We start from the raw sequence: 23,096 nt of genomic DNA on the forward strand, positions 1-23,096 counted from the left end.
GATGACGCCCTCAAACGGCGAGACCACGAGCATCGGTATCGCGACCATGAGGTTGATCGTCCCGGAGCGCGAGCTACCGCCGTGAGTATGTCGTAGGCCAGATCGGGGTTCCACCAGGAACCGCCGTTCATCGCGAAGAAGAAACATGCCCGAGGCGTAGAGCCAGCGGAATTGTTCGTGCCGAGCTGAAGCGAACGCGCCAATGTGGCTCTCTGTCGGCATCTCAAAGTAGGGCAAGTGGAGGCATCCGGTGAGTCTCTCGTGCTACACTGCGGCCTCAGCGCCCGCCTGCCACGGGGTAGTTGGGTACCCAGCGCTCAAGCGCCTGGCGGGCGGTCGCCTATCCATCGCGGCACCATCCTGAGCAAGGTAGATGGTCGCGGACGTCCGTCACGCAGCCTTCCTCGGCATCTCCCAGAGAAGTGCGATGGCAGCGAAAAAGAGCAGCGAGGCAGAGGATGCTGAGGATGTCGAGCGGTTGCGAATCAGGCCGGCCTGGCTGAGGAATGCGTCCGGCTGGCGTGAAGTCCAGGAAGTTCCATGCGCCGTGGATCGCCACACCGGGCCGGGTACCCGAACAGGCACTTGGCTAGGGCGGAAGAGCCCGTAGAACCCAAGCGCCGACATGCCTGTGGCCGCCGCGTGGACTGCCCCCGTGCCCGCCGCGCGCCGGCAAACTTCCACCAATCCGCGCTTAACTGCTGCTGGGTGATCTCCGAAGGGTTCGAACGATCGAGAGGCTGTTTTCGAAAGTCTCCAGGATGTTTAAGCCTGTAGCCTGCGAGGACGCCCCAGACGAAACAGCGCGCGGCGCCGCCTCTTCGGAAGAAGAAGAACGCGACCAGCATGCCCTTCCAGAACTCCTCGTTCAGGGGGCGCGACGACCGACAGGACGCTCACATCGAGAAGAAGACACCCCCAACCTCGCGGGTAGTGACGGGAGTCCTTCCGCGAGGTTTCAGTATCGCCGTTTCCAAGCTGGCTCACGAGGAGGATGGCCATCAACACGAGGTAGAGCGTGTTGATGATCCCGGCGACGGTCGTCGCGCCAATGGCACCGTAAATCACGCCCGACGACCATTCGCGCCAACTGACCGCCACGCCCAGCGGTTGAACGCGGCATAGCGCCGGGAAACAACGAGCGCGATCACCAGCGACGCGCACGCTGACGATGAAGACATTCGTGACCGGGAAGAGCCAAAGCCCGCTCCCGGGGTTGTTGACTTCGAGCTGGCTGATCACCACGAACAACAGGGAAGACGGCGATGGCAGCCGGTGCCAGGAACTTCCACCTGGCACGCATCGCCGTGGACCCGACGTGCCCGAGCGATGAAGCGGCCTGGTGGACGAAGCACGCCACCGAGCGACAGCGTGACGATCGCAGTCCAGGCCACCGTTGATATCAAAGAGCTTGCGGCGAGGGCTCTCGGAGAGATCAGACAGATTAGGAGCTGAAGCCAACCCGGCGAGGAAGGCGAACGCCCCTACGACAACCGCTCCGCCGAGCACGAAAGATCGCCGCTTCCCGATGGGGTTACTCCCCTTCGAACCTCGTGACCGCGCCTGCCTGGACAACGAAGCGGCTCGCCGCCCTCGTCATCACTTCGCGCAGGCGGTCGGGTCCGCCGTTGTGACAAGAGTCTGCTGGAACGTATCGATGTACTCCAACACACCCCGGCGGCGGCGAGCATCGAGCTCGCTCAAGACGTCATCAAGGAGGACTACGGGGTCATCACCGAGGGCGCGCCGGAGGTAGCTCGCTTCGGCCAGGCGCATCGAGCGCGGCCGTGCGCTGCTGCGCGCGGAAGCCGAACGAGTCGGCGGGCATGCCATCGATCTCGACCTGGACGTCATCGCGGTGAGGGCCGACGAGCGCCCCGGCGCCGACTTCAGTACGGAGCTGGCAGGGCCTTCAGCATGCGCGCCGTCCGGTCCGAGTCATCGATTGGCGCGTCGCGCTCATGCGAGACCTCCGAAGCGGGGCGGTAGGTGAGCTGCAGCTTGTTCGAGACCGTCGCTGAGGCGCTCCATCTGCATCATCGCCTGGGGCACGACGTGGCCGAGGGCGTCGGCTCGCGCCAGAAGATCAGCCCGCCGGCGTGCGCCCGGTTCCTTTCCCAGAAGTTGAGTTCGTGGACTCCAGCTTCGCGGTTCTGGATGCGCTTGAGCAGGCTATTCCGCTGCTGCAGGACCTTTGCGTACTTCTGCATGGCCCGGAGGTAACCGCAGTCCACCTGGGAGATCATCATGTCCAGGTAACGGCGCCGCATCAGCGGCGGGCCGGCCACGATCCGATGTCGAGCGTGGTGAAGAGCACGGCGCAAGTTAGCCGACCGCATCGGATGCCTTGCGCGGCACACCGTTCACGCGGACGCGCTTGCCCGCGCGGTGGGAAGGGGTCCGTCGTCCGGCCAACGATGGCGAGGTCGAGCTGGAGGTTTCCGGCGGAGCGTTCCACTTCGGCCGAAAGGCGGGCGACCGGGAAGTCGCTCGCGAGGATGTCGCGCCGCACCAGGTCGCTATCGCTGCTCGCACGGCTGCTCCGAAGCGTGGAGAGGAGGTAGACCGCTTCGAGGAGGTTGCTCTTGCCCTGGGCGTTATCGCCGACAAAGAGATTCAGGCCCTTTTCGAGCTTGATCGCGGAGCGCACGTAGTTCCGGTAATTCGTCAGTTGGAGGTCAAAGATGTACACGGCGTATCTCCAGTATAGCCGGGATTGTTAGCTTGCGGCTCACTTTTTTCGAAACTGCAACTCACTTCTTTCCGGTAGCCTGTGGCGGCCCGGCGAGGCGCTTGCAACCTGCCTCCGCGCCCCCCGGTCTACTCCGACCCCTATGGCCCACCACACCTACTGCCCACGCTGCTCCATGACCCTCACGACCAAGGAGGACGGCGGACGGGAGCGCCCGGCCTGCCCTCCTGCGACTACATCCACTACGGCGATTTCTCGATCGGCTGCTCGGGCGTCGTCATCCGAGACGGCAAGGCGCTGCTGGTGCAGCGCGGCTGGCAACCGTTCGCCGGCTCCTGGCAGATCCCGGGAGGGTACGCGGAACACGATGAACCGCTCTCGCTCGCCGTCGAGCGGGAAGTCCTCGAAGAGGCCGGGATCGAGGCACGCGTGCGCGATGTCATCGCCTTCCGCCACGCGATCGGCGGCGGCATGGGCGGGCCGACGACGAACATCTATGTGATGTTCCGGCTCGATCCCCTGGGCAACGAAGAGCCTCGTTTCGATGGCGACCGATCGCCAACGCCGGCTTCTTCAGCCTGGATGAGATGGCCGCGATGGAAGCCGTCCAGGGCCTTTCGAAGTGAGCGATCGAAGAAGGCGTGCCGCACGGGCGAGGGCTGGTGGTCTCCAGCCGAGCCCGGGGCCTCGCCGGGCGTCCGGGCTGGAGCTCTTCGGCCTCCAGCACTAAGCCCCAGTCGGCCATCAGACGGGCCCGCAATTGGGTTTACGGGCCGATGAGCCTTGAGTAGTAGTACTGTCGTTCAACGAGTTTGAACCCACACGCAGCGTACGTCCGCAACGCGGGTTCGTTGACACTCGCGGTGCCGATGAGGGCGGTATGGGCGCCGCGCTCTTTCAGACGCCGCAGACCTCCATTACCAGCGCACGGCCGAGGCCCTGGCCGGCGAAGGCGGACGGGTGCCGACCGGCTCGAAATGGCCGATACCGTTCTCTCGGTCGAACCAGCAGATGCAGTAGCTGAGAAGGTTGCCTTCCGCGCTTTCCAGAACGATGTCGAGGGTCTCGTCGTAGACGGGGTTCGCCCGCAGACGCCGATAGCGGCTCTCCGAGAAGCTCGACGCTCCCCAGACCGACCACGCGTCGCGGTGGAGTTCGGCTCGAGCTTCGATGTCGTCGTCGGTGACGTGGCGGAAACGCATGCCCTTCGGAAGAGGCCGGCCAGACCGACTGGCTCATCGAGGTCCCTGGAATAGCGGACGCTGTGCCGCTCTACGCGGACATAGCCCCGAATTTCAAGGAACGAGATGCGGGCAGCGTCGCTCTCCAGGACTTCGGTCGAAAGCGTGGACTCCCCCAGCATCTGGTAGGCGACCGGTACGGCGCCTCCGCCGACGACGATCCCGCGGCGGCGTTGTTCGACCCAGCTGAGGACGTCGTCGGCCAGCGAGGTATCGAGGCCGAGTCGCGGATGAAGATCGAAGGCGAAGTGCAGCGGTGGTTCGAAGATCGCGAGTGCGACGACGCCGGAGGCGCCCTCCCCACATTCGAACGTGCCCCCGAGAGGTCGGCGCCCGGCGGGAACATGCCCAGTTGCCAGGCAACGTCACCGGGGTTCCAGTAAGTGAGCCGGGGAGGCGCACCGCCGTCGCTTCGGACGCGAACCGGAGGAGCGTCGCCATGTCGCGGTTTTCGTACGGGCGCGAGAGATAGTGGTCCACACCTGCACTCTACCTTCTCGTTTCGCCCGTTCTCCCTCCTATCCGGCATACTGCTCGTTACGCCTCCGCCGCACCCCCGGCCGCTGCGGGCCAAAATCCAATACCGGAAACCGAACATGCCAAGACACCCGAACGAAGTCCTCTTCGAGGGCGAGAAGCCCTTCCCGATCATCCCGACCTGCGAGCACTTCGCGGGGACGGAGGAACGCATCACGAAGGCGCTCGAACTGCAGAACAAGATGGGCGGCGTCTTCGACATCACCATGGACTGCGAAGACGGGGCGCCGATGGGCGCCGAGCGCCCGCACGCCGAAATGGTGGTGCGCATGCAGAACAGCGCCGGCAACCAGCACAACATGTCGGGCGTCCGCATCCACGACTACACGAACGAGCACTGGAAGCAGGACATCGACATCATCGTCTCCGGTGCGGCGGAACGGTTCTCGCACATCACCGTCCCCAAGACGGTGAAGTCTGTCGAACTGGCAGAGATGATCGACTACGTGCGGAACACCACTTCGAAGGCCGGGAGCCGTCGCGAAATCCCGATCCATGCGCTGGTAGAGACGCACGGGGCACTGCGCCAGGTGTGGGAAATCGCCGAGCTTCCGAACGTCCAGGTGCTGGACTTCGGGATGATGGACTTCGTCAGCGCGCACAACGGGGCGATCCCGGCGTTCGCGATGCGTTCGCCCTACCAGTTCGACCACAAGCTCCTGCAGCGCGCGAAGGCTGAGATGGTTGCCGCGGCGCTGGCCAGCGGTGTGGTGCCGGCGCACAACGTGACCCTGGAGCTGAAGGACGTGGAATTCATCTACAACGACGCTCGCCGCGCGCACGACGAGTTCGGCTTCCTTCGCCAGTGGAGCATCTATCCCGCCCAGATCGAGCCGATCACGCGCGCCATGGCGCCGAGCCACCACGAGGTGGAAGAGGCCGAAGCAATCCTGCTGAAGGCCTTCGCCGCCGACTGGAGCCCGATCCAGCATGAGGGCAACCTCCACGACCGGGCGACCTACCGGTATTACTGGCAGCAACTCCAGCGTGCGCACATCCAGAACGTCGCCCTCGGCCAGGAAGTGAAGGACCGCTTCTTCGCGGAGGCCGTCACGGCCTGATTACCGCTGGCGGAAGACACACGAATGAGGGGCGCCCATTCAGGCGCCCCTCATTCGTTGCTGCTTCCCGGAGTGACTACTCGCCGGGCTTCCAGACCATCAGGAAGGTGATGGCGATCACCGAGAAGCCGAGAAAGCCACCGACGGCCTGCATACGCCGGCTGGCCTTCATGTACTCGGCCGGGAAATCCCCGTTGTCCGGCACGCCATCGAGCGCCGCGATCGCCCTGTTCACATTCGAACGCTGCACGAATGCCCCCGCCACGAAAGCGACCAGGAACCATGCTATCGCGATCCCGAGCCACATTGGGAAGTCGTCCTTGTAGCCCGTGGCGTCCTCGAAGATGAGCCCCGTGCCGAACAGGAGTATGAGGATGGCGCCCGGGATCACGAGCACCTTCTCCATGTGGCTGCTGAACTGCATGGCCATCCGCGTAGCGCCGACTCCGTGGCGTTCGCCCCACCCCCTGAAGGAACGGGTTCGCGAACGTTGCCCCAAGGGCGACGATGACCACGGCGACATGCAAGAAGAGTTGAAGCTTGTAGCTGTCCATTCGTTTCTCCGACCGGCGAATTCGCCCCGCATGTTAAGACCAGCCCGGTCAGAGGCAACTTCGGCGCCAGGCCCCGGGAGGCTCTGGGCGGTACACTCCTCCCATGTCCGGCCCCATCGCGGTTTTCGGCGGCACCTTCGACCCCCCGCACGTCGGCCACCTGGTGCTGGGCGAGTGCGTGGCCGAGCAATTCGGCTGTGAGCGCGTGCTGTTCATCCCCGCGGGCGACCCCTACCGCAAGACCGGCACCGATACCGCCGAGAACCGGCGCGCCGCCCCGGCCCCGCGGCGCTCCGTGACTTCCGGAGCGCTCCGGCTCGAACTTGTCCGGGCGGCTCTCCAGGGCAATCCCCGGTTCGCCCCCGATGGCCGCGAAGTACGGCGCTCCGGGCCCAGCTACACCATCGAAACGCTCCGCGAACTGCATGCCGAGGGCCAGCCACAGATCGTGCTGGTCCTCGGGAGCGACGCCGTCGCCGACCTGCCGAACTGGCGCGAACCGGAAGAGATCCAGCGGCTCGCGCGCATCGTCGTCGCCGAAAAAGCCCAGGGGGCCGGCACAGGCGGCTTCGAGCGGGTCGAAATGCCGTTCCTCGCCGTCAGTTCGACGCTCATCCGCGACCGCGTCGCACGGGGGCGATCGATCCGGTACCTGGTACCCGAAGCGGTCGAACGGCTGGTGGAGAAACATGGGCTCTACCGGTCGCTCGTGCATGGCGGTAACTCCCCCGCTGCGGTGTAATTTCGAGCGAGGGGTAAACGAAGAGATGACGTACACGCTTGTCCTGCTGCGCCACGGCGAGAGCACCTGGAATCTCGAGAACCTGTTCACCGGCTGGCACGATGTCCCCCTGACCGAGAAGGGGACGAACGAAGCCCGGGAGGCGGGCCGCCTCATGCGCGAAGCTGGCCTCCGCTTCGATGTAGCGCATACCTCCTTGCTGCGCCGCGCCATCCACACGACCCAAATCGCGCTGGATGTGATGGACCAACACTGGATCCCGGTGAAGCGCTCCTGGCGTCTCAACGAGCGTCACTACGGTGCGCTCACGGGACTGAACAAGAAGGACACTGCCGACCGCTACGGCGCGGAACAGGCGTTCATCTGGCGGAGAAGTTTCGATGTCCCACCGCCGGCGCTCGAAATGGACGATGAACGCCACCCTCGGCACGACCCGCGCTACGCGGACCTCGCGCCCGATGTGCTGCCCGCCACGGAGTGCCTGAAAGACGTCATCGCGCGCTTCCTTCCCTACTGGTACGACGCTGTCATTCCAGATCTCCGTCAGGGAAAGACGGTCCTGCTCGGCGCTCACGGGAACAGCATTCGCGCACTGATGAAGCACCTGCAGAACATCAGCGACGCCGACATCCCCGAACTGAACGTGCCCACCGGCATCCCATTCGTCTATGAACTCGACCGGGATCTGCGCCCCGTCCGGGCGGAATACCTGGGCGACCCCGAGGCTGCGGCAGCGGCTGCTGCTGCGGTCGCGCGGCAGGCGGGGTAAGAGGCCGAGGTATACTTGCGATATGTCTTCTGCCCCGAAGCTGACCGCTGAACTCGAAAACGGCGCGGTGATGACGCGCGAGGAATTTCACGCGGCGTACCTGCAGGATCCGCAGCTCCACCGCGTCGAGCTCATTGAGGGAATCGTCTACATGCCATCGCCGATTTCGCTCACCGAGCACGGCCAGCCACAAGGTCTCGTACTGCGCTGGTTGGACTCATACGCAGACCGTTCGCCGTCCCTGGTGGCTTCGCCTCCGGCTACCCTGCTTCTTGACGATCGGAACGAGCCCGAACCGGATGCGATGCTGCTCCGGGCGACTCCCGGATGGGTGGACGATGGGGGCCACATCGTGAAGGTACCCGAACTGGTCGTCGAAGTGGCGGCGAGTTCACGCTCCCGTGACCTCCACCAAAAGAAACGGGCATACGAACGCGCAGGTGTCCGGGAGTACATCGTCTGGCGAACGCGCGACAGGGCGGTGGATTGGTTCGAGATTGGGCCAGACGGCCGCTACATCACCCGGCAGCCCGACCAGGCAGGACTGATCGAAAGCAGCCAGTTCCCGGGACTCGTACTCAACGTCCCGGCGCTCATCGCCATGGACAAGACGCGGGTCCTCGCCGCGATCAGGAGCTAGTTCCTCGCTCCGGCCACGCTCTGTAGACTCCGGCCACATCTCCAGTGGGAGCAGGGCATGAGCAACGACAGCATCACCATCGAAGAGGGCGTAGCCTTTGGGCGAGGCGGCGGCAGGGACCTCAAGTGCGACATCTATTCCCCGGCAACCAGGAACGGCACGGGAGTCCTCGTCCTCTACGGCGGCGGCTGGAGAATGGGCGAGCGCAGCCGCGTACGCGATGCCTGCCTCTCACTGGCGCGGCGGGGCTTCGTTGCGGTTGCAGGCGAATACCGCCTCACGCCTGAATCGCCCTGGCCCGCCCAGATCCACGACGTCAAAGCCAACATCCGGTGGATCCGTGCGAATGCAGCGCGGCTCGGGATCGACCCGGCCAGGATCGCCGCTGAAGGCCACTCCGCGGGTGCGCACCTCACCCTCCTCGCGGCCGGAACGCCGGGCCTCCCCGAATTCGAGGGTGATGGCGGCAACGCCGGCGTATCCAGCGAGCTTGCCGCGGCCGTGGGCATCTATCCGCCGACGGTGTTCCAGGCCACAGAGCAGAAGATCAGCGGCAGCGTCCCGGCCGATGCTCTCATGGGCAAGGCGGCGACCGAGGCACTCGCCCGGGCAGCAGGCCCCCTCGCCTATGCGTCAGCGGCCTTCCCGCCGACTTTCTTGCTCCACGGCAGCAATGACCGGGTGGTGCCGGTCTCGGCGAGCCTGCGGATGTTCGAAGCCCTGAGCGACGCCCGTGCCCATGTGGAGATGCACATCTACCCGGGCCTGCCCCACGGCTTCGCGCGGATCCCGAGCATGCAGGACCAGGTGCAGGGCGAGATAGCCGACTTCCTCCGCCGGACGGTAGCGGCGCCGGACGCGTTCCGCGCGGAGATGGACGAATTGGCCGCCCAGATGGCGGCGACGCGGGCGCCGCAGGCAGTCCCGGCTGGCTGACTCTTCGCCGGCGCCACTCGCCCGGCGAGGGAGCCGCGGAAGGGCGTCCGAATGGCCGGCGGTTACGGCACCTATGTCACTTTCCGCCGATGGAATTGCTGGTACCCTTGGAGCGTGGGGTTGCCATTTCCATCGGCCCGCGCGAGCCGCCGCGTCTCTTGGGTGCTGCTCGCCGCTTTGCTCCCGATGCTGACCTTCATGGGGCATTGGCCCACTTCCGTACCCATTCCCGGGACCAACCTCTACGTGTCCCTGCCATTCGCCGAAGCCGAGGGTCACTCCCACTCATCTGAAGATGCCAGTTCCGAAGGGGACCACTCCCAGCACTGCCATAGCGGCCCAGCCAGCTGCGGTGATGCACCAGCTGCGGCCGGCGCCAGCTTCGCCACGCTGAGCATGGCAGTTTCTTTCGCCATTGGTGGCGCTCTTTTGCTCCTCACCCTGCGCTGGTGGCGGCCGCTTGCCCCGCACACGATCGCGCCGGCGCTCCGGCCCCCGCGCCCGGTCTTCGCGCGTCCTCCGGGACTTCTCCACTTCTGACAGCGGCCCGGTTGGCCGCGCCTTCGAAAGGACCCGCTCCCATTTTGTTGCCGCGAAGACACACGGCAGTCGTTCTGCTCACCCTGTCCGTCATGGCCGGGGCGCTTCTGACCGCCGCCTGCGACGGTGGCGCCTCCGAATCGGCCGCCAACGCGGACGTCATCAACGCCGTCAACATCCTCGAGACTTCCGGTCTCCACGAGATGGACGAGGCGGTCAAGAAGGACGGCAGCATCTCTCCCGATGCCAAGACCACCGCGGAAAAGCTGCAGACAATCGTCCTGTTGACCGAATGGCCGAAGGACCTGCAGCCCCAGGCGAGGGCTCTTGCCGCGTTGTTCGCCGAGATGGCCAGGGTCGTCGAAGGCGACGACAAGGCGAAGGCGGGCGACGCCATCAAGAAAGCTCACGACGGCTATCACGACTTCACGCATGGGGTGTGGGAACACCTCTACGACGAGGCGGGCCTGACGAGCGGGACGGCCAGCCACGGCCACTAGCCGCGGCCACCGCCGCCCTCATAGCCGGGAAATTCCCGGCCGGGACAGGAGTTTTGCCTCGTGAACACCGCCGCATTGACGTCGAAACCGCGCCTCTTACTCGGACTCGCCGTAATTGTGGTCGCCATCGCGGCCGGGCTATTCGGATACCTCATCACGCGTGAGGACGAAGGTCCGGTTGAGTACTTTGGCGCCGTCATCAACGACCCGGTCCCCATGCCGGATGCCATCCTCACCGACGACGATGGGAAGCCTTTCGATCTCCGGAAGGAGACCGAGGGCTACGTCACCCTCCTCTATGTGGGTTACACCCACTGCCCCGACATCTGCCCCACGCACCTCTACGAGATGAGTGAGGCAATCAAGCGGCTGCCGGAGAAGACCGCGGAACAGGTCAAGGTCGTCTTCGTGACGGCGGACCCGGAACGCGACACGCCGGCCGTGATGAAGGCGTACGTGGATACCTTCGATCCCAACTTCATCGGCCTCACGGGCACCCGCGCCGAGACCGATGCCTTCCAGGAGACGCTGGGGATTCCCGTCGCTTCCCGTACCGACCTCGGCGGTGGCAACTACGCGGTGAATCATGCCGCATACGTCATCGCCTTCACCAAGGACCAGGTCGCCTACACCGTCTATCCCTCGGGAATGGGCATGACGGAATGGCTGAACGACCTGCCGCTCCTCGTTTCGAAAGGATTTGCACCTTGAAAAGGTTCTCTCGATTTTCCCGCCTGACCTCGATGGCGGTACTCCTCGGACTCATCGTGGCCGCCCTCACCGCTTTCGCGGCCTGCGGCGGCGACGACGATGATGACGACAACGACGGTGACACCACCGAAGCCACGCCGATGGCGAAGGCCGGCGACCTCAAGATCTACGACGGATGGGCCCGCACGACGACGAATGCCGTGTCGGCCGCCTACTTCACCGTGAAGAACTCCGGCCTCGAGGACACCCTCGTGAAGGCCACCACCAACATCACCACTACCGTCCAGCTCCACGAAGTCATCACTGAAGGCGCCTCTTCGAAGATGCAGGAGAAGGCCGGGGGATTCCCCGTGCCGGCCAATGGAGAACTCACCCTCAAGCCCGGCGGCTACCATGTCATGCTCATGGATCTGAAGGGGGAACTGAAGGAAGGCGACACCGTCGAACTCGAACTGGAATTCGCGAAGGCGGGCAAGGTCAAGCTGACCCTCCCCGTTAAGCCCGGCCCAGGCATGGCCGGCATGGGGATGGGCATGAACGAATCGATGACGCCCGGCGCGGGCATGCACGGCATGGCAACCCCTGCGCCGACGGCGATGAAGTAGCCGGAGCGACACGATGGCTGTCTCGACTCGCGCTACACCTGCCGGACCGGCCGTCCCGGTGAGTTCGCCTCGCTGGCGGCTCATCCTGACGGTCGCGCTCCTGGTGCTCGCGATCGCCGGGACGGCGATTTCCGCCTACCTCGCTTACGAGAACAGCCAGGGGAAGAGCGGCGTCTGCACGATCGCCCACGGCTGCTCGACGGTGCAGCAGAGCAAGTACGGCAAGATCCTGGGCATCCCCATTTCCATGCCCGGGCTCGGGCTCTACGTGGTCCTCGCTGCCTCGGCGGCGATCGTGCTTTCGAACTACCGGGGGTGGCGGCCGTACGCCACCCTCGCAGGCTTTTACGGCTCGTTCTTCGGCTTCGCCTTCTCGGTGTACCTCACGTACCTCGAGGCATTCGTCATCGATGCCTGGTGCATCTACTGCATCACATCGGCGCTGTTCCTCACCGCGCTTACGGCCGGTTGGGGCGTGAACCTGGCGAGCGAAGTGCGGGAACGCAGACGGTAGAGACTCCCCGCGTACCCGCCGTCACTCCGTGGCGGTGGGTACGTTCGCCGGCAGAGTGACGGCAGCACCGGCGCCCAGTCCATGGCGCTCGAACCACCCCTGGTTCACTTCCAGCACGTAGCGGTACGGCCGGCTCGGGACCAGCGCCGTCTCGTCGAACGGCGTCGCCTGTCGCACTTCCATGACGATGCCTTCGGCCGAGATGTAGGCGATATCGAGCGGGAGCTCCGTGTTCTTCATCCAGAAGCCCACCTGGCTATCCCGTGGGAAGATGAACAGCATCCCGGCGTCTTCGTCCATTTCTTTCCGGAACATCAAACCGGTCTGCCGGTCGGCAAGCGTCGCGGCGAACTCAACTCGCACCCGGGCTTCCCTGCCCGACTGCGAAATGGTGACCAGTGGCCCTGCGGCGCCCGGCGTGGTCGTCGGTCCCGTGTCCCCCCCGTCGCCACAGGCGACCCCAAGGAACGCGGTAAACAACAAGCCCGCCAGCAGCCTCCTCATCCCAAAACCACCAGAACGATCCCTCCGACGCAGAGCACAGTGCCCAGCCCAACCTTCGGCGTGAATCGTTCGCCGAGGAACACGATCGAAAGCGGCAACGCCATCAGCGGCGATGTCGCGGAGAGCACGGCGGCCTGGGCGGCACCGGCTTCGAGGACGCCGTAGACGTAGAGCAGACTGCCAAGCCCCGTGCCAACTGCTCCGGCCGCCACGATGGCAGCAAGGTGGTTCCGATTGCGGAAGGGCGCCGCCAGGCTCGGGCGCTGGGTCGCCATGGCGAAACCAAGAAGCGCGGTCGCCCCGGCTGGTGTGCGGATGGCGCCCGCCGCGATGGGCTCGAGGTCGCCTCGCGCGTTCGCAAGCCAGAGTGTGGCAATCGTCCAGAGGATCCCGACGGCGACCAGGAGGGCATAACCCATCGCATCGGGGGAGGCTGCGACCGCCAGACTGCGCGATTCGGCGAGGGTCGCCGCTGCCGGTTCGACGGGCAGTGGCGGAGTCGCGTGGGGGGTCGCATCGTTCGCCGGGACGACCAGGAAGTAGACGCCGCTCCCGATGAACAGGGCCCCCGCGGGAAGCCCCCAGCTCAGGTCCTCGCCCAGGAGCACCACGCCGCCGATCACGGTCAGGCCGATGAAGAGTGCCATCGTTATCGGGAAAGTCCGCTGCATGCCCACGCGTTTGAGCGCCACGATGTAGACGGTATCGCCCAGGCCATAGCCGATGAGGCCGCTCAGGATAACGCCGGCAAGTGTGCCGTTGGAGGCATCGCGCAAGCCGCCGGCCTGGCCGCTGACGAGGAGGACAATGGCGACGACGACGCTCCCGAAGGCGAGGCGCAAACCGCTAAGGACCACCGGCGACGTTCGTGCCGAAAGCGAAGTCAGGGCGACGCTCGTACATGCCCAGATCATCGCCGCGATCAGTGAAGCCAGTTCCCCGCTGCCCACGCCGCGGAATGCTACGCGGAGGAGGCCTTACGTCCCCCGGCGGTTGACGTGGGGCGCGCCAAAAATCGGCGGAAGCGGCCCGGGAGGGAGGCTCACGAGCAGTGCCCTGTGGTCGACGCTGAAGGTCATGGGAGTCTGGCCGGCATAGTCGCCATCCAGTTGCACACCGAACCCGGGGGTTTCGACGCGGATTTCCGAGTCGCGGAAGCGAATCAGGCGCGGGTCCTGGAGCCTCTCCTGCGTCAGTTTGCCGGCCAGCCGGAAAGCGTCGCTGGGAGTGCGGGGACATGCGGCGAGGACATCGAGCAACCCGTCGTCGATGATGGCGCGAGGCGTCAGGTGGACTTTGCCCCCGTACAGCCGCGAGTTCCCGAAGACCATCCACGCGAGCGGTTCCTCGAAGGAGCCCTCGCTCGTGTGCCAGCGAGCGTCACGCGTGCGCAGGCGGGGCGCCATCCACGCTGCCTGGGCGATGTAGGCAAGATCGCCGATGGCACGCTTCAATGGCCGGGAGACGCGCCCGGTGATTTCGGCGTCCCATCCCACGCCCGCCATCAGCAGAAAACAGCGATCCCCGGCCCGCCCGAGGTCGATGTGGACGCTCTGTCCGGCGAGGTGGGCATCGATGGCGGCAAGTGGCGCGCGGGGAATGCGCGTTTCCGTCGCCCAGACATTCACGGTGCCGGCCGGCACGGCCGCGAGTGATGTCCCGCTGCCGGCAAGCCCGAGGGCCGTATCCCGGACAGACCCATCGCCCCCGACGACGAAGAGGATATCGTCGTGGCGTTCCGCCGAGGCCCGGGCCTCCTGGGTGGCCTGTTCACCCGATTCGGGCATCACCAGCGATGCTACGCAGTCGCGGTCCGCCAGGTAGCGGATAATCTTGGTGCCATCGAAGCGTGGACCGACGCGGCGGGCGGCGGAGTTCACAAGGACGGTAGCTCGCAGGCTCAAGTTGGCGGCCTCCGCGCGAAAACGTACCATAGGCGCACCATTCCCTGTCCCCATGGAGACCCTTCTTGCTCCCTGTGAAGCGCGTCGATCACATCAGCATGGCTGCCCCCGCGTGGCAGCCCCAGGCAGAGATACTGGAGAAGCTGCTCGGGTTCAAGTTCCTTCACAGCTGGAAAGCCGGGCCCCACTCGGATTTCGACGGATCGGTTTCCCAGGTTCGGGGCACCGAGATCGAATTCGAAGTCATCTCTCCATCGCGACCCGACAGCTTCGTGCAGAAGTACCTGGACCAGAACGGCGGCGGCGGCCTGCACCACATCACCGTGGAAGTGCATGACATCCACGAGGCTGCTGCCGAGATCGAACGCCTCGGGATGAAGCCGTTCGGCGGCATCCAAAATGACGGTATGTGGCACCTCACGTACGTCCATCCGAAGGACAGCGGCGGAATCCTCTGGCAGCTCTTCGTGGCCCACAAGCCGGCTCCCGAAGCCGACCGCAACGCCGGTGGCGGGGCGGTAAACCTCCAGCGAGTCGACCACGTCTCGATGGCTGTCACCGATATCGAACGCCAGATCGAATGGCAGCAGCGCGTCTTCGGCTGCGAGTTGGAAGGCCGCTGGGAAGAGGAATACCTGGGCTACCACGGCGCGATCATGACGATCCCCGGCAGCCGTTTGAAATTCGAGATCATCCAGCCGTCGCGGTCCGACAGCTTCGTCCAGAAGTTCATCGACACGAAGCGCCAGGGCATGCACCACGTCTGCTGCGAAGTCGCTTCGGTCGAAGAGGCCGCGGCCGCCCTGCGGGCGAACGGGATCGAGCCATTCGGCGGCATCATCGACAACGGGTGGAAGAAGCACACCTTCCTCCACCCGAAGGACTCCGGGGGAGTCCTCTTCCAGCTGTTCGAAGAACCCCCGGCCGCCAGGCCGTAAGGCTTGCATCACGGGGTAGAATGACCTCTGCGCGGCGAAAGTGATAGACGGTCCGGCCGCAGGAGAGGGCTGATTACCCCATGGCGACCCGGCACACCGCAGGTACCGCTGGCTCAAGAGGCGGCTCCCGCATTCCCGTGCTCGCGCGGGGCACCAGCATCATCGGTCGTGAACGTGAACTCGCGGCTCTCACCGAACGGTTGGAGGCAGCGGGCCGCGGCGAAGCCTGCGTCGTGGTGCTCAGCGGCGAACCCGGAATCGGCAAGTCGCGAATCCTCAGGGAGTTCGCAGAGCGGGCGCTCGGCGATGGGTGGATCGTGCTCTCCGGCCGCGCGTACGACACCGAGGGCATGCCCCCGTATCTGCCCTTCGTCGAGGTTCTCCGCCAGCACGTCCATGCCTCCTCCGATGAGGCACTCCAGCCGCTCGTCGCGGCGGCCCCGGAGGTGGCGACCCTCCTCCCGGAGGTTGTGGCCCGTTTTGGCGCCAGCCCCCCGGCACGCCGCAGCCCGGAGTCTGAGCGTTACGCCCTCTTCCAGGCCGTTTCGGACTTCCTCGTCCACGCCGCCGATTCCACCGAGTCTCGAGGTCTCCTGATCTGCCTGGACGACCTTCACTGGGCCGACCGTTCGACCCTGCTGCTCTTCCAGCACCTCGCTCGAACGATATCGGCCGCCCGCATTTGCCTCGCCGGGACGCACCGGACGGTGGGCGTCGACGCCGCCCATCCGCTCTCCCCCATCCTGGCTGACCTCGCGCGCGAACACCTCTACGAAGGAATCCCCCTCGAGTCACTTTCGATGGAGGAAACCGCCATACTCGCGGCCGCGCTGGCCGGCCGCGAAGCAATTCCTCGTGCGCTGGCCGAGGCGCTGCACGGCCGGGCGAGGGGCAATCCGTTCTTCATCGAGGAATTTGTCCACCACCTCCAGGCCGAGGGCCGGGACCTCGACGATCCCGCGGTCGCTTCGGCCGGGTGGGGCATTCCTGAAGGCGTGCGCCAGGTCATCGGCAACCGCATTGGCCGCCTCCGCCCCGAAGACCGCGAGTTCCTCAGGGCGGCCGCCGTCCTCGGCGACGACTTCGGCCAGATGTTCCCGACGATCAGCCGCATGCTCGATGTCGGGGTTTCGATCCTCGCGGAGACCGTCGAGGAAGCCGTCAACGCGGGCTTGCTCCGCGAGGACGGCGAGACCTACCGGTTCGGACACGCTCTCATCCGCGATGCCCTGCTGGACGACCTCCCGCTCTCACGGCGGCAACGCCTCCACCTCAGCGCGGCGAGTGCGATCGGGGAGGTCTACGCACCGAGCCTCGATCCGTGGCTCTCGGCCATCGCCTTCCACTATCGCCTGGCCGGGCCGTTCACCGACGGCGAGAAGGCGATCGCCTTCGCGGTCCGCGCCGGCGAAGCTGCCGAGCGAGCGCTCTCCTATGACGAAGCTATGGGGCACTGGGACGCCGCACTGCGGTTGATGAGCAGCCACGGCGCCGCCCGCGACCATCAACTCGCGATACTCGATCGCCTGGGCGAAGTCGCACAGGTTTCCGGCTTCGATGCATACGCTCGCAGCATCCGTTACTTCGAGCAGGCGCTCGCTCTGCACGAGGCTGCGGGCGACCGGGCCGGAGCCGCGGCGATGCATGCCCGCATCGCCCTGGTCCTCGCTGCAGCGAGCGGGGTGAACGACAACCAGGCCGCAGCGCGCCATCTCGACACCGCCGCCCCGGTCCTGGAAAGCGGCCCCCCGGGCCGGGCACAGCTCAGCTACTACAGCGCCCTCGGCCTTCTTGCCGTGTGGCAGGAGAACCCGCGCCAGGGGCTCGAAGCCTCCCGCATTGGGATGGAACTGGCGACCGAACTCGGCGAAGACGACCGCTGGGTGAGCAATGCCGTGATGCACAGTGCTCATCTCACGAAGCTCGGAAACGTCGGCGAGTCGATCGAACTCAACTCCAGGGCATGGGAAGCCGCCGACCGACTGAACAACCCCTTCCGTTCGTACACCGCGGCCAGCTTCCAGGCCACGCGGCTGCTCAAGATGCTGGCTCCGCTCGAAGCGTTGCCGTGGGTGCAACGCGAGGCCGAGACGCCTCGCCAGCTTCACGCTCCCACCCGCCGGACGGCGCTCTTTGGAAACGTGGCCGACGCCCACGCGCTCGCCGGCAACCTCGATGCGGCGCGCGAAGTCGCATCCACCACGGGGGCGCGCGGCGGCCCGTACCTGGCACTCTACGAAGGGAACTGGGACCGTCTCGAAGCTGGCATGCTCGGGAAGCTCCAGGTCGCCCGCGAGAAGGCGGCCATCCAGGATCAGGGGCAGTTGCTTGAGTGGCTCGCCGCGGTGCGTGAGGCCCGTGGCGACCGCGCGGGGGCCATCGAGGCGCTAACAGAGGCTGTCGCCATCGGCCGGGCTGCGCCGAACGCCCTGGTGTTGATGAGCGAAGGGCCGGCACTGGCCATCCTTCTCGCCCTGTGTGGACGGGAAGCGGAGGCGGGTTCGCACCTCGAACGCTGCACGGAGATTCTGGCCGCAGGTGAAGACTGGCGGGGACTCGCCGGTCGGGTAGCGCTGGCCCAGGCGACAGTCGCTGGCCTCGGCGGATGCATCGAGGAGGCCGCTTTCTCCCTGGCCCATGCCATCGAAACGTTCCAAAGCCACGCACTGCCCTGGGCCGAAGCCGAAGCGCTACTGCTCTGGGGCCAGATTCTTGCACGCGCCGGGCGCCAGCACCGCCACGAAGCATCGCAGAGTTTCGCAGCCGCCCTGGCGATCTACACCGGGCGTGGCGCGGGCAAACCGTGGCTCGAACGCGTTCACGCACTCCAGCAGGCCGCCCTGGGCGACAAGCCCACGACCTATCCGGACGGCCTCACGGAACGCGAAGTCGAAGTACTCCGCCTCGTTGCGAGTGGGCGAAGCAGCCGCGAGATCGGCGAAACGCTCGTCCTCAGCGTGCGCACCGTCGAACGCCACATCGCCAACGTGTACATCAAGACCAACACCCATGGCCGTGCCCAGGCGACCGCCTATGCGCTCGCCCGCGGCCTCGGAGTCGCTGGCTTACTCGCTCGCTGACGGGCCTTCCGCCGGCTTCACTCCTGCGTAGTTCGTGCCAATCCCTCCACCGCGCCACTTCCGCGACATCCAGGAATTACGCAATTCCACGGAAGCGGCAGCCGACGCGCGCGTTCAGGATGGCGGCGCCGGCGGACTCGCCGGACGCCCTACCCGCCCAGGGGCGAAGGCACCCGGCGGGTCACCGGCTAGAACGGCAAGGAGTGAGATCGAATGCACCTATCACCTCCGCCAGTTGGCGGTCGTCGCCGCGATGAGGCGGCCACATCGGCCGCGTTCGGCCCGGCCAAGCCCCGCGGGAGGGGTATCCCGCAAGGAGAACGAAAATGGTCCGCAAATTGACGTTAGGCGCGTTTGTCGCGCTTGTCCTCAGCCTCACCACCGTCGGCGTTGGCACCAGGTCCGCTTCCGCGGAGGTCACCAACAACACTAAGTTCACCGCAACGATCACTCTGACGAATCCCTGCAATGGGCTGCTGATGACGCTCACGGGCGATGTCCACATGCTCTGGTACACCACACCGGAAGGCCACACCATTATGCGCTACAACGCCCGTTACACCGGCGCCGACACCGCCGGCACGGAGTACGTCGTCAACATCCGCCGCGTCATGGACCACGATCTGTGGCCGACGATGTTTCCGTTCGACGACCTCATCGTCTATGAGGGCGTCAGTCACGGCAAAGGCGAGAACTTCCGGATGGTCCGCACGGTTGAGGACTGGCCAGGGCCTGGATCACCAGCTTATACCGTCGAGTCCGTCTGCCGCGGCTGACCGAAGCAGTCAGGGCCCCGGGGCTCTGGGCAGGCCCGGGTCGGCCTCCGCTGATCCTCAGGGCAGCGCCCGTTTCACGCACCAGGCCCGACTCACCACCCCCGACGGCACGCTCAAGATGAACAACCAGGGGCACCTGACCGGAACGGACGCCGACGGAACCAGGTGCGTCGCGAACATTCAGCGCCACATGGAGCACTGGGGACCGTTCCCCCCTCGCATCCCATTCACCGCCACGTTTACGACCAACCTCGTCAGTAAAGGCTCCACGGTGAACGCGCGCATCGTCGTGACGTACGACTGGCCCGATGGCAGCCCGCCGAAGCTGACGGTCACCGCCTGTCGCGGTTAGCGGCGTGCATCACCCGTGAGCAGCCGGGCCTCCCGGCGACCGCCCCATACCAACCCCTCGCGACCGAGCTCCCGAAAGGAGACTTCCCATGACAATGCAACGAATTATTCCCTCCACGAGGCGGCTCCTGATGGTGATGGCGCTTGCCCTCCTCGCCAGCGTCCTTCCTCTGACCTCAGCCGTTGGCCAGGCCCCGACTGCCAGGTCGCTCCTCAACGTGCCGTTCAAGGGCGTCGCCACCCCCGGTCCAACGTTCGACCTCGTGCAGAGTGTTGTCGACTTCGGCCCGGGGGCGACCTCTCATGTCATCACCACCGGGACTGCGCACTATCTTTCCGTCCTCGACGGCGACTTGACGGTTTCTGTCGATGGGAAAGCCGAGGTCGTAGGTGCGGGCAAAGGCATGTCCGTGCCGGCTGGGGCAAAGCTCATCCTGAGCAACGCCGGCACGGCCCAGACCGCCCGCCTGTTCGCGGCAACGCTCCTCAGTGTCGGCGCCGTCACCGATGTCCACTTCCTCTCGGCGCCCGGGATCAAGGTCTTCGCAACCGCGCGGCGGACGATGTTCAACGCGCCCGCCGTCGTCGACATCACCCAAATGGCCGCTGTGTACGACGCTGGGTACCGGACCGCGAACCACGTCATGAACGAGTTTCACCTCATGATCCACCTGGCCGGCCAGACCGGCTACGCGTACCTGGACGGTGGGGTCGAGTCGTATGCCGCTGGCACGCAAGGCGTCATGTATGAAGCCCGCGCCGGCTGGATGCGGAACGATGGCCAGAGCACGTCGTCGATGGCATGGACGTGGGTGGGCACCCCGGGGAAGCCGCTGACAACCGCCGTTGTGGCCCCTGCGCCGCCGAATACCGGGACCGGACAGGCAAAGGACGCGCCAACCTACGCAGCCGCTACGGGGCTCATCCTCACCGTTCTGGGCCTCTCGGCGTTCGCAGCGACGCGCACCCGACGTGCACATCTGACGGACTGAGCAGCTCTGCTGGGCGTGCGCCCGTTTCGCTCAGCACCTGAAGCTCTCGCGGGCGGGTGGCAACCGGCGCACCGGGGGGATAACCCCCCGGTGCTGGCACTTTTCCCGGTGCCGAAAGTGGTTCCCGGGGCTTGCCCTTCCCGTATACTCACTGGCGTGACTGCCTCCGACGCACATCCACACGCGACCGGCCACGACGGCTATCTCACCATCCACGGCCTGCGCCACCACTACTTGCAGTGGGGCGATGTCGCCAAGGACCCGGTGGTTTTCCTCCATGGCCTGATGAACAACGGCCGCTACTGGGAACACATCGCCGAGCGCTTCACCGACCGCTACTCGGTTTACGCGCCGGATCTCCGCGGCCACGGCGAAAGCGAGCATGCCCCCGGCGGCTACCTCGTCTGGGCCTTCGCGATGGACCTCCGAGGGTTCGTCGAGGAGATGGACTTCGAGGGTTTTGACCTGGTGGCGCACAGCATCGGCAGCCGTGTGGCGATGTCCTACGCGCGTGACCACAGCCACCGTTTGGACCACCTGGTACTTGCCGATATGGGGCCGCAAATGGCCGACCAGGGGGCGCGCGGCATCCGGCGCAGCACCGGCGACGCCCAGAAGGCCCCCGGCTTCAGCACCGAAGCCGAGGCCATCGAGCACTTCGCGAGCCTCTATCCCGGGAAGCCAAAAGAGTTCCTCGAACGCCAGATCGGCGCTTCGCTGGTGCTCGATGAGGCGACAGGCAACCTCGTCTTCCGCTTCGACCCGTCCATCCACCAGGCCACCGGCCGTGGTGCCATCGCGGAAATCCCATACCTGTGGGAAAGCCTGGAGCACATCAAGTGCCCCACGCTGGTGATCCGAGCCGAAAAGAGCAAGGTGCTTTCGCGCGAGATCGCAGAGCAAATGGTCGAGCGGCTGCCCAAAGGCCGTTTCATCGAAATCCCGGATGCGGGCCACCAGGTACCGTTACACCAGCCGGACGCGTTCAGCGCGGTGGTGCGGGAGTTCCTCGCCGAGTAGGGACAGCACCGGGGCGTCCTCTCACGGATCGGGTGCATCCGAGGAAGCCGCGCGGAGTTGGCTACGCAGCCAGGCGATGTGGGCGCTCTCTTCGAGAGCGGTGATCCAGTGGAGCGCTTCCCACAGCGTCTGTCCTCGGGCGTAGGCGCCGTGGCCCTGGAGGACAACGACGAGCCGCGACTGCAGCGCCGCCGCAACCTGCGCGACCTGGTTTGGACCCTGGGCGATGACCGGCACATCCTGGAGGAAGTGCTGACCTTCGAAATCCGGCGGCGTGAACCGCTCGGTCTCGAAGGTCATGGCAATCGCGTGGTGCGGGTGCGCATGAGCCACCGCCTGCGCACCGCCCAGCGCGTAGATGGTGGAGTGCAGCATTGTGTCGCTCGAAGGCGGCGGGCCTTCGTGGCCGCCATCGGGCCGGACGAGCGCGATGTGGCGCTCTCGAAGGCGCCCCAGCATCGTGCCCGTCCCGGTGATCCACATGTCATGCCCAACCCGGACCGAAAGGTTCCCCCCGTGCGAAGACACGAGCCCTAGCGAATAGAGGTCCCTCCCTACCTCGGCAAATGTCCCCATCAGTTCAGGGCTGATCGTGTTCACGGTTCCCCCTCTCATGCCCGCGGGAAGGGGGACGGCCGGGCCCGCGACTTCCGGCGTCCCAACGGCGTCTTTCACCCCAATCATCCGTCTTCTGGGAAGCGTCAGCGGTTGGGCAGGGCCATCATGCCGCCCCCGTCGACCTCGATCGTCTGGCCCGTGAGGTAAAAGGCGCCTTCGCTGACGAGGTAGCGGACGACGTTGGCAACATCTTCCGGCTGAGCAACGCGCCCGAAGGCCGACCGCGCATCGATATCGCGCATGCTCTGGACGCCCTGGGTGGCCTTCGCGAGCCGCGAACCCATCTCGGTCTCAGTGAGGCCGGGACGGACGACGTTCACACGGATGTTGTTCCTGCGTTCTTCCTTGAACAACGTCATGGCGAGCGCTTCCATGGCGGCCTTGCCCATGTTGTAGGGGGCGCCGTTCGGGCCGAGGCTCTTCGCCGCGACGCTCGAGATCATGATGATGTCGCCGCGGGGGCGGGTCCGCATCGATGGCAGGACCAGCTTCGAGAGGTAGTGTGGGCCGAAGGCGTGTGTCCGCACGACTCGCTCCATCTCAGCCGGGTCGGTATCGGCAACGCCCTGTCCGCGGCTCGCGATCCCCGCGTTGTTGATGAGGATGTCGACGGCGCCGAAATCGGCGAGCACCTTCTCCACCATCGCAACGTCCTCGTCCCAGTTCTCCACCGAGGCGGAGTAGGCTTTCGCGCGGCCGCCGGCCTTTTCGATTTCGGCGACCGTGGCCAGGGCGGATTCCTCGTCGCGCCGGTAGTTCACGGCGATGGTCGCCCCATCTGCTGCGAGCGCCAGCGAGATGGCCTTGCCGATCCCGCGGCCGCCGCCGGTTACGAGGGCTATGCGTCCGTTGAGTGACATGGGGAGGCTCC

General features: G+C 65.9%; 30 protein-coding genes. 18 read left to right on the forward strand and 12 right to left on the reverse strand.

The features are described from left to right. The 5 genes from IPG14_RS14365 to IPG14_RS14385 all read right to left on the reverse strand — a co-directional run. A partial coding sequence (locus IPG14_RS14365) for a hypothetical protein (RefSeq protein ID WP_343392280.1) occupies window positions 1-237 on the reverse strand: 237 nt, incomplete at its 3' end. 528 nt (window positions 238-765) lie between these two features. Next, the gene (locus IPG14_RS14370; RefSeq protein WP_343392281.1) at window positions 766-1,242 is read right to left on the reverse strand and encodes a hypothetical protein; all 477 of its coding nucleotides are present in this window, start codon (window positions 1,240-1,242) and stop codon (window positions 766-768) included. 357 nt (window positions 1,243-1,599) lie between these two features. Then, window positions 1,600-1,776, reverse strand: coding sequence for a hypothetical protein (locus IPG14_RS14375; RefSeq protein ID WP_343392282.1), 177 nt, complete (start codon window positions 1,774-1,776; stop codon window positions 1,600-1,602). Window positions 1,777-2,036: 260 nt separating this feature from the next. Beyond that, the gene (locus tag IPG14_RS14380; protein WP_343392283.1) at window positions 2,037-2,288 is read right to left on the reverse strand and encodes a hypothetical protein; all 252 of its coding nucleotides are present in this window, start codon (window positions 2,286-2,288) and stop codon (window positions 2,037-2,039) included. After that, window positions 2,270-2,692, reverse strand: coding sequence for an AAA family ATPase (locus tag IPG14_RS14385; protein ID WP_343392284.1), 423 nt, complete (start codon window positions 2,690-2,692; stop codon window positions 2,270-2,272). Before IPG14_RS14385 ends, IPG14_RS14380 begins: the two co-directional genes overlap by 19 nt. An 81-nt stretch (window positions 2,693-2,773) precedes the next feature. Between IPG14_RS14385 and IPG14_RS14390 the strand changes: the two genes are divergently transcribed. Further along, window positions 2,774-3,472: an NUDIX domain-containing protein gene (locus IPG14_RS14390; protein ID WP_343392285.1), complete on the forward strand. Its 699-nt coding sequence runs from the start codon at window positions 2,774-2,776 to the stop codon at window positions 3,470-3,472. Between the two features lie 137 nt (window positions 3,473-3,609). Here the strand turns inward: IPG14_RS14390 and IPG14_RS14395 are convergent, their stop codons facing one another. Further along, window positions 3,610-3,894 (reverse strand): hypothetical protein, encoded by a 285-nt coding sequence (locus IPG14_RS14395; RefSeq protein WP_343392286.1) that lies wholly within the window; start codon window positions 3,892-3,894, stop codon window positions 3,610-3,612. 62 nt (window positions 3,895-3,956) lie between these two features. Here IPG14_RS14395 and IPG14_RS14400 point away from each other — a divergent pair, with 62 nt between their 5' ends. Continuing rightward, on the forward strand, window positions 3,957-4,316 hold the full coding sequence (locus tag IPG14_RS14400) for a hypothetical protein (RefSeq protein ID WP_343392287.1): 360 nt from the start codon (window positions 3,957-3,959) through the stop codon (window positions 4,314-4,316). A 213-nt stretch (window positions 4,317-4,529) separates the two neighbouring features. Continuing rightward, window positions 4,530-5,531: an aldolase/citrate lyase family protein gene (locus tag IPG14_RS14405; RefSeq protein ID WP_343392288.1), complete on the forward strand. Its 1,002-nt coding sequence runs from the start codon at window positions 4,530-4,532 to the stop codon at window positions 5,529-5,531. A gap of 76 nt (window positions 5,532-5,607) precedes the next feature. Here the strand turns inward: IPG14_RS14405 and IPG14_RS14410 are convergent, their stop codons facing one another. After that, the gene (locus IPG14_RS14410) at window positions 5,608-5,961 is read right to left on the reverse strand and encodes a DUF2269 family protein (protein WP_343392289.1); all 354 of its coding nucleotides are present in this window, start codon (window positions 5,959-5,961) and stop codon (window positions 5,608-5,610) included. A gap of 227 nt (window positions 5,962-6,188) precedes the next feature. Between IPG14_RS14410 and nadD the strand changes: the two genes are divergently transcribed. From nadD to IPG14_RS14455, 9 genes are all read left to right on the forward strand, one after another. Then, the gene (nadD, locus tag IPG14_RS14415; protein ID WP_343392290.1) at window positions 6,189-6,827 is read left to right on the forward strand and encodes a nicotinate (nicotinamide) nucleotide adenylyltransferase; all 639 of its coding nucleotides are present in this window, start codon (window positions 6,189-6,191) and stop codon (window positions 6,825-6,827) included. 25 nt (window positions 6,828-6,852) lie between these two features. Further along, the gene (gpmA, locus tag IPG14_RS14420; protein ID WP_343392291.1) at window positions 6,853-7,596 is read left to right on the forward strand and encodes a 2,3-diphosphoglycerate-dependent phosphoglycerate mutase; all 744 of its coding nucleotides are present in this window, start codon (window positions 6,853-6,855) and stop codon (window positions 7,594-7,596) included. A 22-nt stretch (window positions 7,597-7,618) separates the two neighbouring features. Continuing rightward, window positions 7,619-8,236, forward strand: a complete 618-nt coding sequence (locus tag IPG14_RS14425) for a Uma2 family endonuclease (protein ID WP_343392292.1) — start codon at window positions 7,619-7,621, stop codon at window positions 8,234-8,236. A gap of 57 nt (window positions 8,237-8,293) precedes the next feature. Next, window positions 8,294-9,172: an alpha/beta hydrolase gene (locus tag IPG14_RS14430; protein WP_343392293.1), complete on the forward strand. Its 879-nt coding sequence runs from the start codon at window positions 8,294-8,296 to the stop codon at window positions 9,170-9,172. A gap of 114 nt (window positions 9,173-9,286) precedes the next feature. Further along, entirely contained in the window at window positions 9,287-9,712 is a 426-nt protein-coding gene (locus IPG14_RS14435) for a hypothetical protein (RefSeq protein ID WP_343392294.1), read from the forward strand. 92 nt (window positions 9,713-9,804) lie between these two features. Next, complete coding sequence (locus tag IPG14_RS14440) at window positions 9,805-10,212, forward strand: hypothetical protein (protein WP_343386232.1); 408 nt, start codon at window positions 9,805-9,807, stop codon at window positions 10,210-10,212. Between the two features lie 60 nt (window positions 10,213-10,272). Continuing rightward, window positions 10,273-10,923, forward strand: coding sequence for an SCO family protein (locus IPG14_RS14445; RefSeq protein ID WP_343386233.1), 651 nt, complete (start codon window positions 10,273-10,275; stop codon window positions 10,921-10,923). Further along, the gene (locus tag IPG14_RS14450) at window positions 10,920-11,528 is read left to right on the forward strand and encodes a copper chaperone PCu(A)C (protein ID WP_343392295.1); all 609 of its coding nucleotides are present in this window, start codon (window positions 10,920-10,922) and stop codon (window positions 11,526-11,528) included. Before IPG14_RS14445 ends, IPG14_RS14450 begins: the two co-directional genes overlap by 4 nt. Window positions 11,529-11,541: 13 nt before the next feature. Further along, a complete protein-coding gene (locus IPG14_RS14455; protein ID WP_343386235.1) occupies window positions 11,542-12,042 on the forward strand; it encodes a vitamin K epoxide reductase family protein in 501 nt (166 codons plus the stop codon). A 21-nt stretch (window positions 12,043-12,063) separates the two neighbouring features. Here the strand turns inward: IPG14_RS14455 and IPG14_RS14460 are convergent, their stop codons facing one another. From IPG14_RS14460 to IPG14_RS14470, 3 genes are read right to left on the reverse strand one after another with little or no spacing between them, the layout of a single operon-like run. Continuing rightward, window positions 12,064-12,525: a DUF192 domain-containing protein gene (locus tag IPG14_RS14460; RefSeq protein WP_343392296.1), complete on the reverse strand. Its 462-nt coding sequence runs from the start codon at window positions 12,523-12,525 to the stop codon at window positions 12,064-12,066. A 17-nt stretch (window positions 12,526-12,542) separates the two neighbouring features. Continuing rightward, window positions 12,543-13,496 carry a DMT family transporter gene (locus IPG14_RS14465; RefSeq protein ID WP_343392297.1) on the reverse strand — a complete coding sequence of 318 codons (954 nt, stop codon included), beginning with the start codon at window positions 13,494-13,496 and terminating at the stop codon, window positions 12,543-12,545. A gap of 27 nt (window positions 13,497-13,523) precedes the next feature. Then, on the reverse strand, window positions 13,524-14,450 hold the full coding sequence (locus tag IPG14_RS14470; RefSeq protein WP_343386238.1) for a diacylglycerol kinase family protein: 927 nt from the start codon (window positions 14,448-14,450) through the stop codon (window positions 13,524-13,526). 74 nt (window positions 14,451-14,524) lie between these two features. Between IPG14_RS14470 and IPG14_RS14475 the strand changes: the two genes are divergently transcribed. The 6 genes from IPG14_RS14475 to IPG14_RS14500 all read left to right on the forward strand — a co-directional run bounded on the left by IPG14_RS14475 (window position 14,525) and on the right by IPG14_RS14500 (window position 21,607). After that, entirely contained in the window at window positions 14,525-15,388 is an 864-nt protein-coding gene (locus tag IPG14_RS14475; RefSeq protein WP_343392584.1) for a VOC family protein, read from the forward strand. Window positions 15,389-15,468: 80 nt separating this feature from the next. Continuing rightward, window positions 15,469-18,468, forward strand: coding sequence for an AAA family ATPase (locus IPG14_RS14480; protein WP_343392298.1), 3,000 nt, complete (start codon window positions 15,469-15,471; stop codon window positions 18,466-18,468). 326 nt (window positions 18,469-18,794) lie between these two features. Beyond that, complete coding sequence (locus IPG14_RS14485; protein ID WP_343386240.1) at window positions 18,795-19,244, forward strand: hypothetical protein; 450 nt, start codon at window positions 18,795-18,797, stop codon at window positions 19,242-19,244. Window positions 19,245-19,362: 118 nt separating this feature from the next. Beyond that, window positions 19,363-19,596 carry a hypothetical protein gene (locus tag IPG14_RS14490; protein WP_343387314.1) on the forward strand — a complete coding sequence of 78 codons (234 nt, stop codon included), beginning with the start codon at window positions 19,363-19,365 and terminating at the stop codon, window positions 19,594-19,596. An 88-nt stretch (window positions 19,597-19,684) separates the two neighbouring features. After that, window positions 19,685-20,587: a cupin domain-containing protein gene (locus IPG14_RS14495; RefSeq protein WP_343386242.1), complete on the forward strand. Its 903-nt coding sequence runs from the start codon at window positions 19,685-19,687 to the stop codon at window positions 20,585-20,587. 156 nt (window positions 20,588-20,743) lie between these two features. Continuing rightward, the gene (locus IPG14_RS14500) at window positions 20,744-21,607 is read left to right on the forward strand and encodes an alpha/beta hydrolase (RefSeq protein ID WP_343386243.1); all 864 of its coding nucleotides are present in this window, start codon (window positions 20,744-20,746) and stop codon (window positions 21,605-21,607) included. Between the two features lie 21 nt (window positions 21,608-21,628). Here the strand turns inward: IPG14_RS14500 and IPG14_RS14505 are convergent, their stop codons facing one another. Both IPG14_RS14505 and IPG14_RS14510 read right to left on the reverse strand, forming a co-directional pair. After that, window positions 21,629-22,282 (reverse strand): class II aldolase/adducin family protein, encoded by a 654-nt coding sequence (locus IPG14_RS14505; RefSeq protein ID WP_343392299.1) that lies wholly within the window; start codon window positions 22,280-22,282, stop codon window positions 21,629-21,631. A gap of 26 nt (window positions 22,283-22,308) precedes the next feature. Continuing rightward, on the reverse strand, window positions 22,309-23,085 hold the full coding sequence (locus IPG14_RS14510; RefSeq protein WP_343392300.1) for an SDR family oxidoreductase: 777 nt from the start codon (window positions 23,083-23,085) through the stop codon (window positions 22,309-22,311). Between the last annotated feature and the right edge of the window lie 11 nt (window positions 23,086-23,096).

Origin of the sequence: Candidatus Amarobacter glycogenicus, from assembly GCF_016704105.1 — a bacterium.
Taxonomy (GTDB): Bacteria; Chloroflexota; Dehalococcoidia; order Tepidiformales; family Tepidiformaceae; genus Amarobacter; species Amarobacter glycogenicus.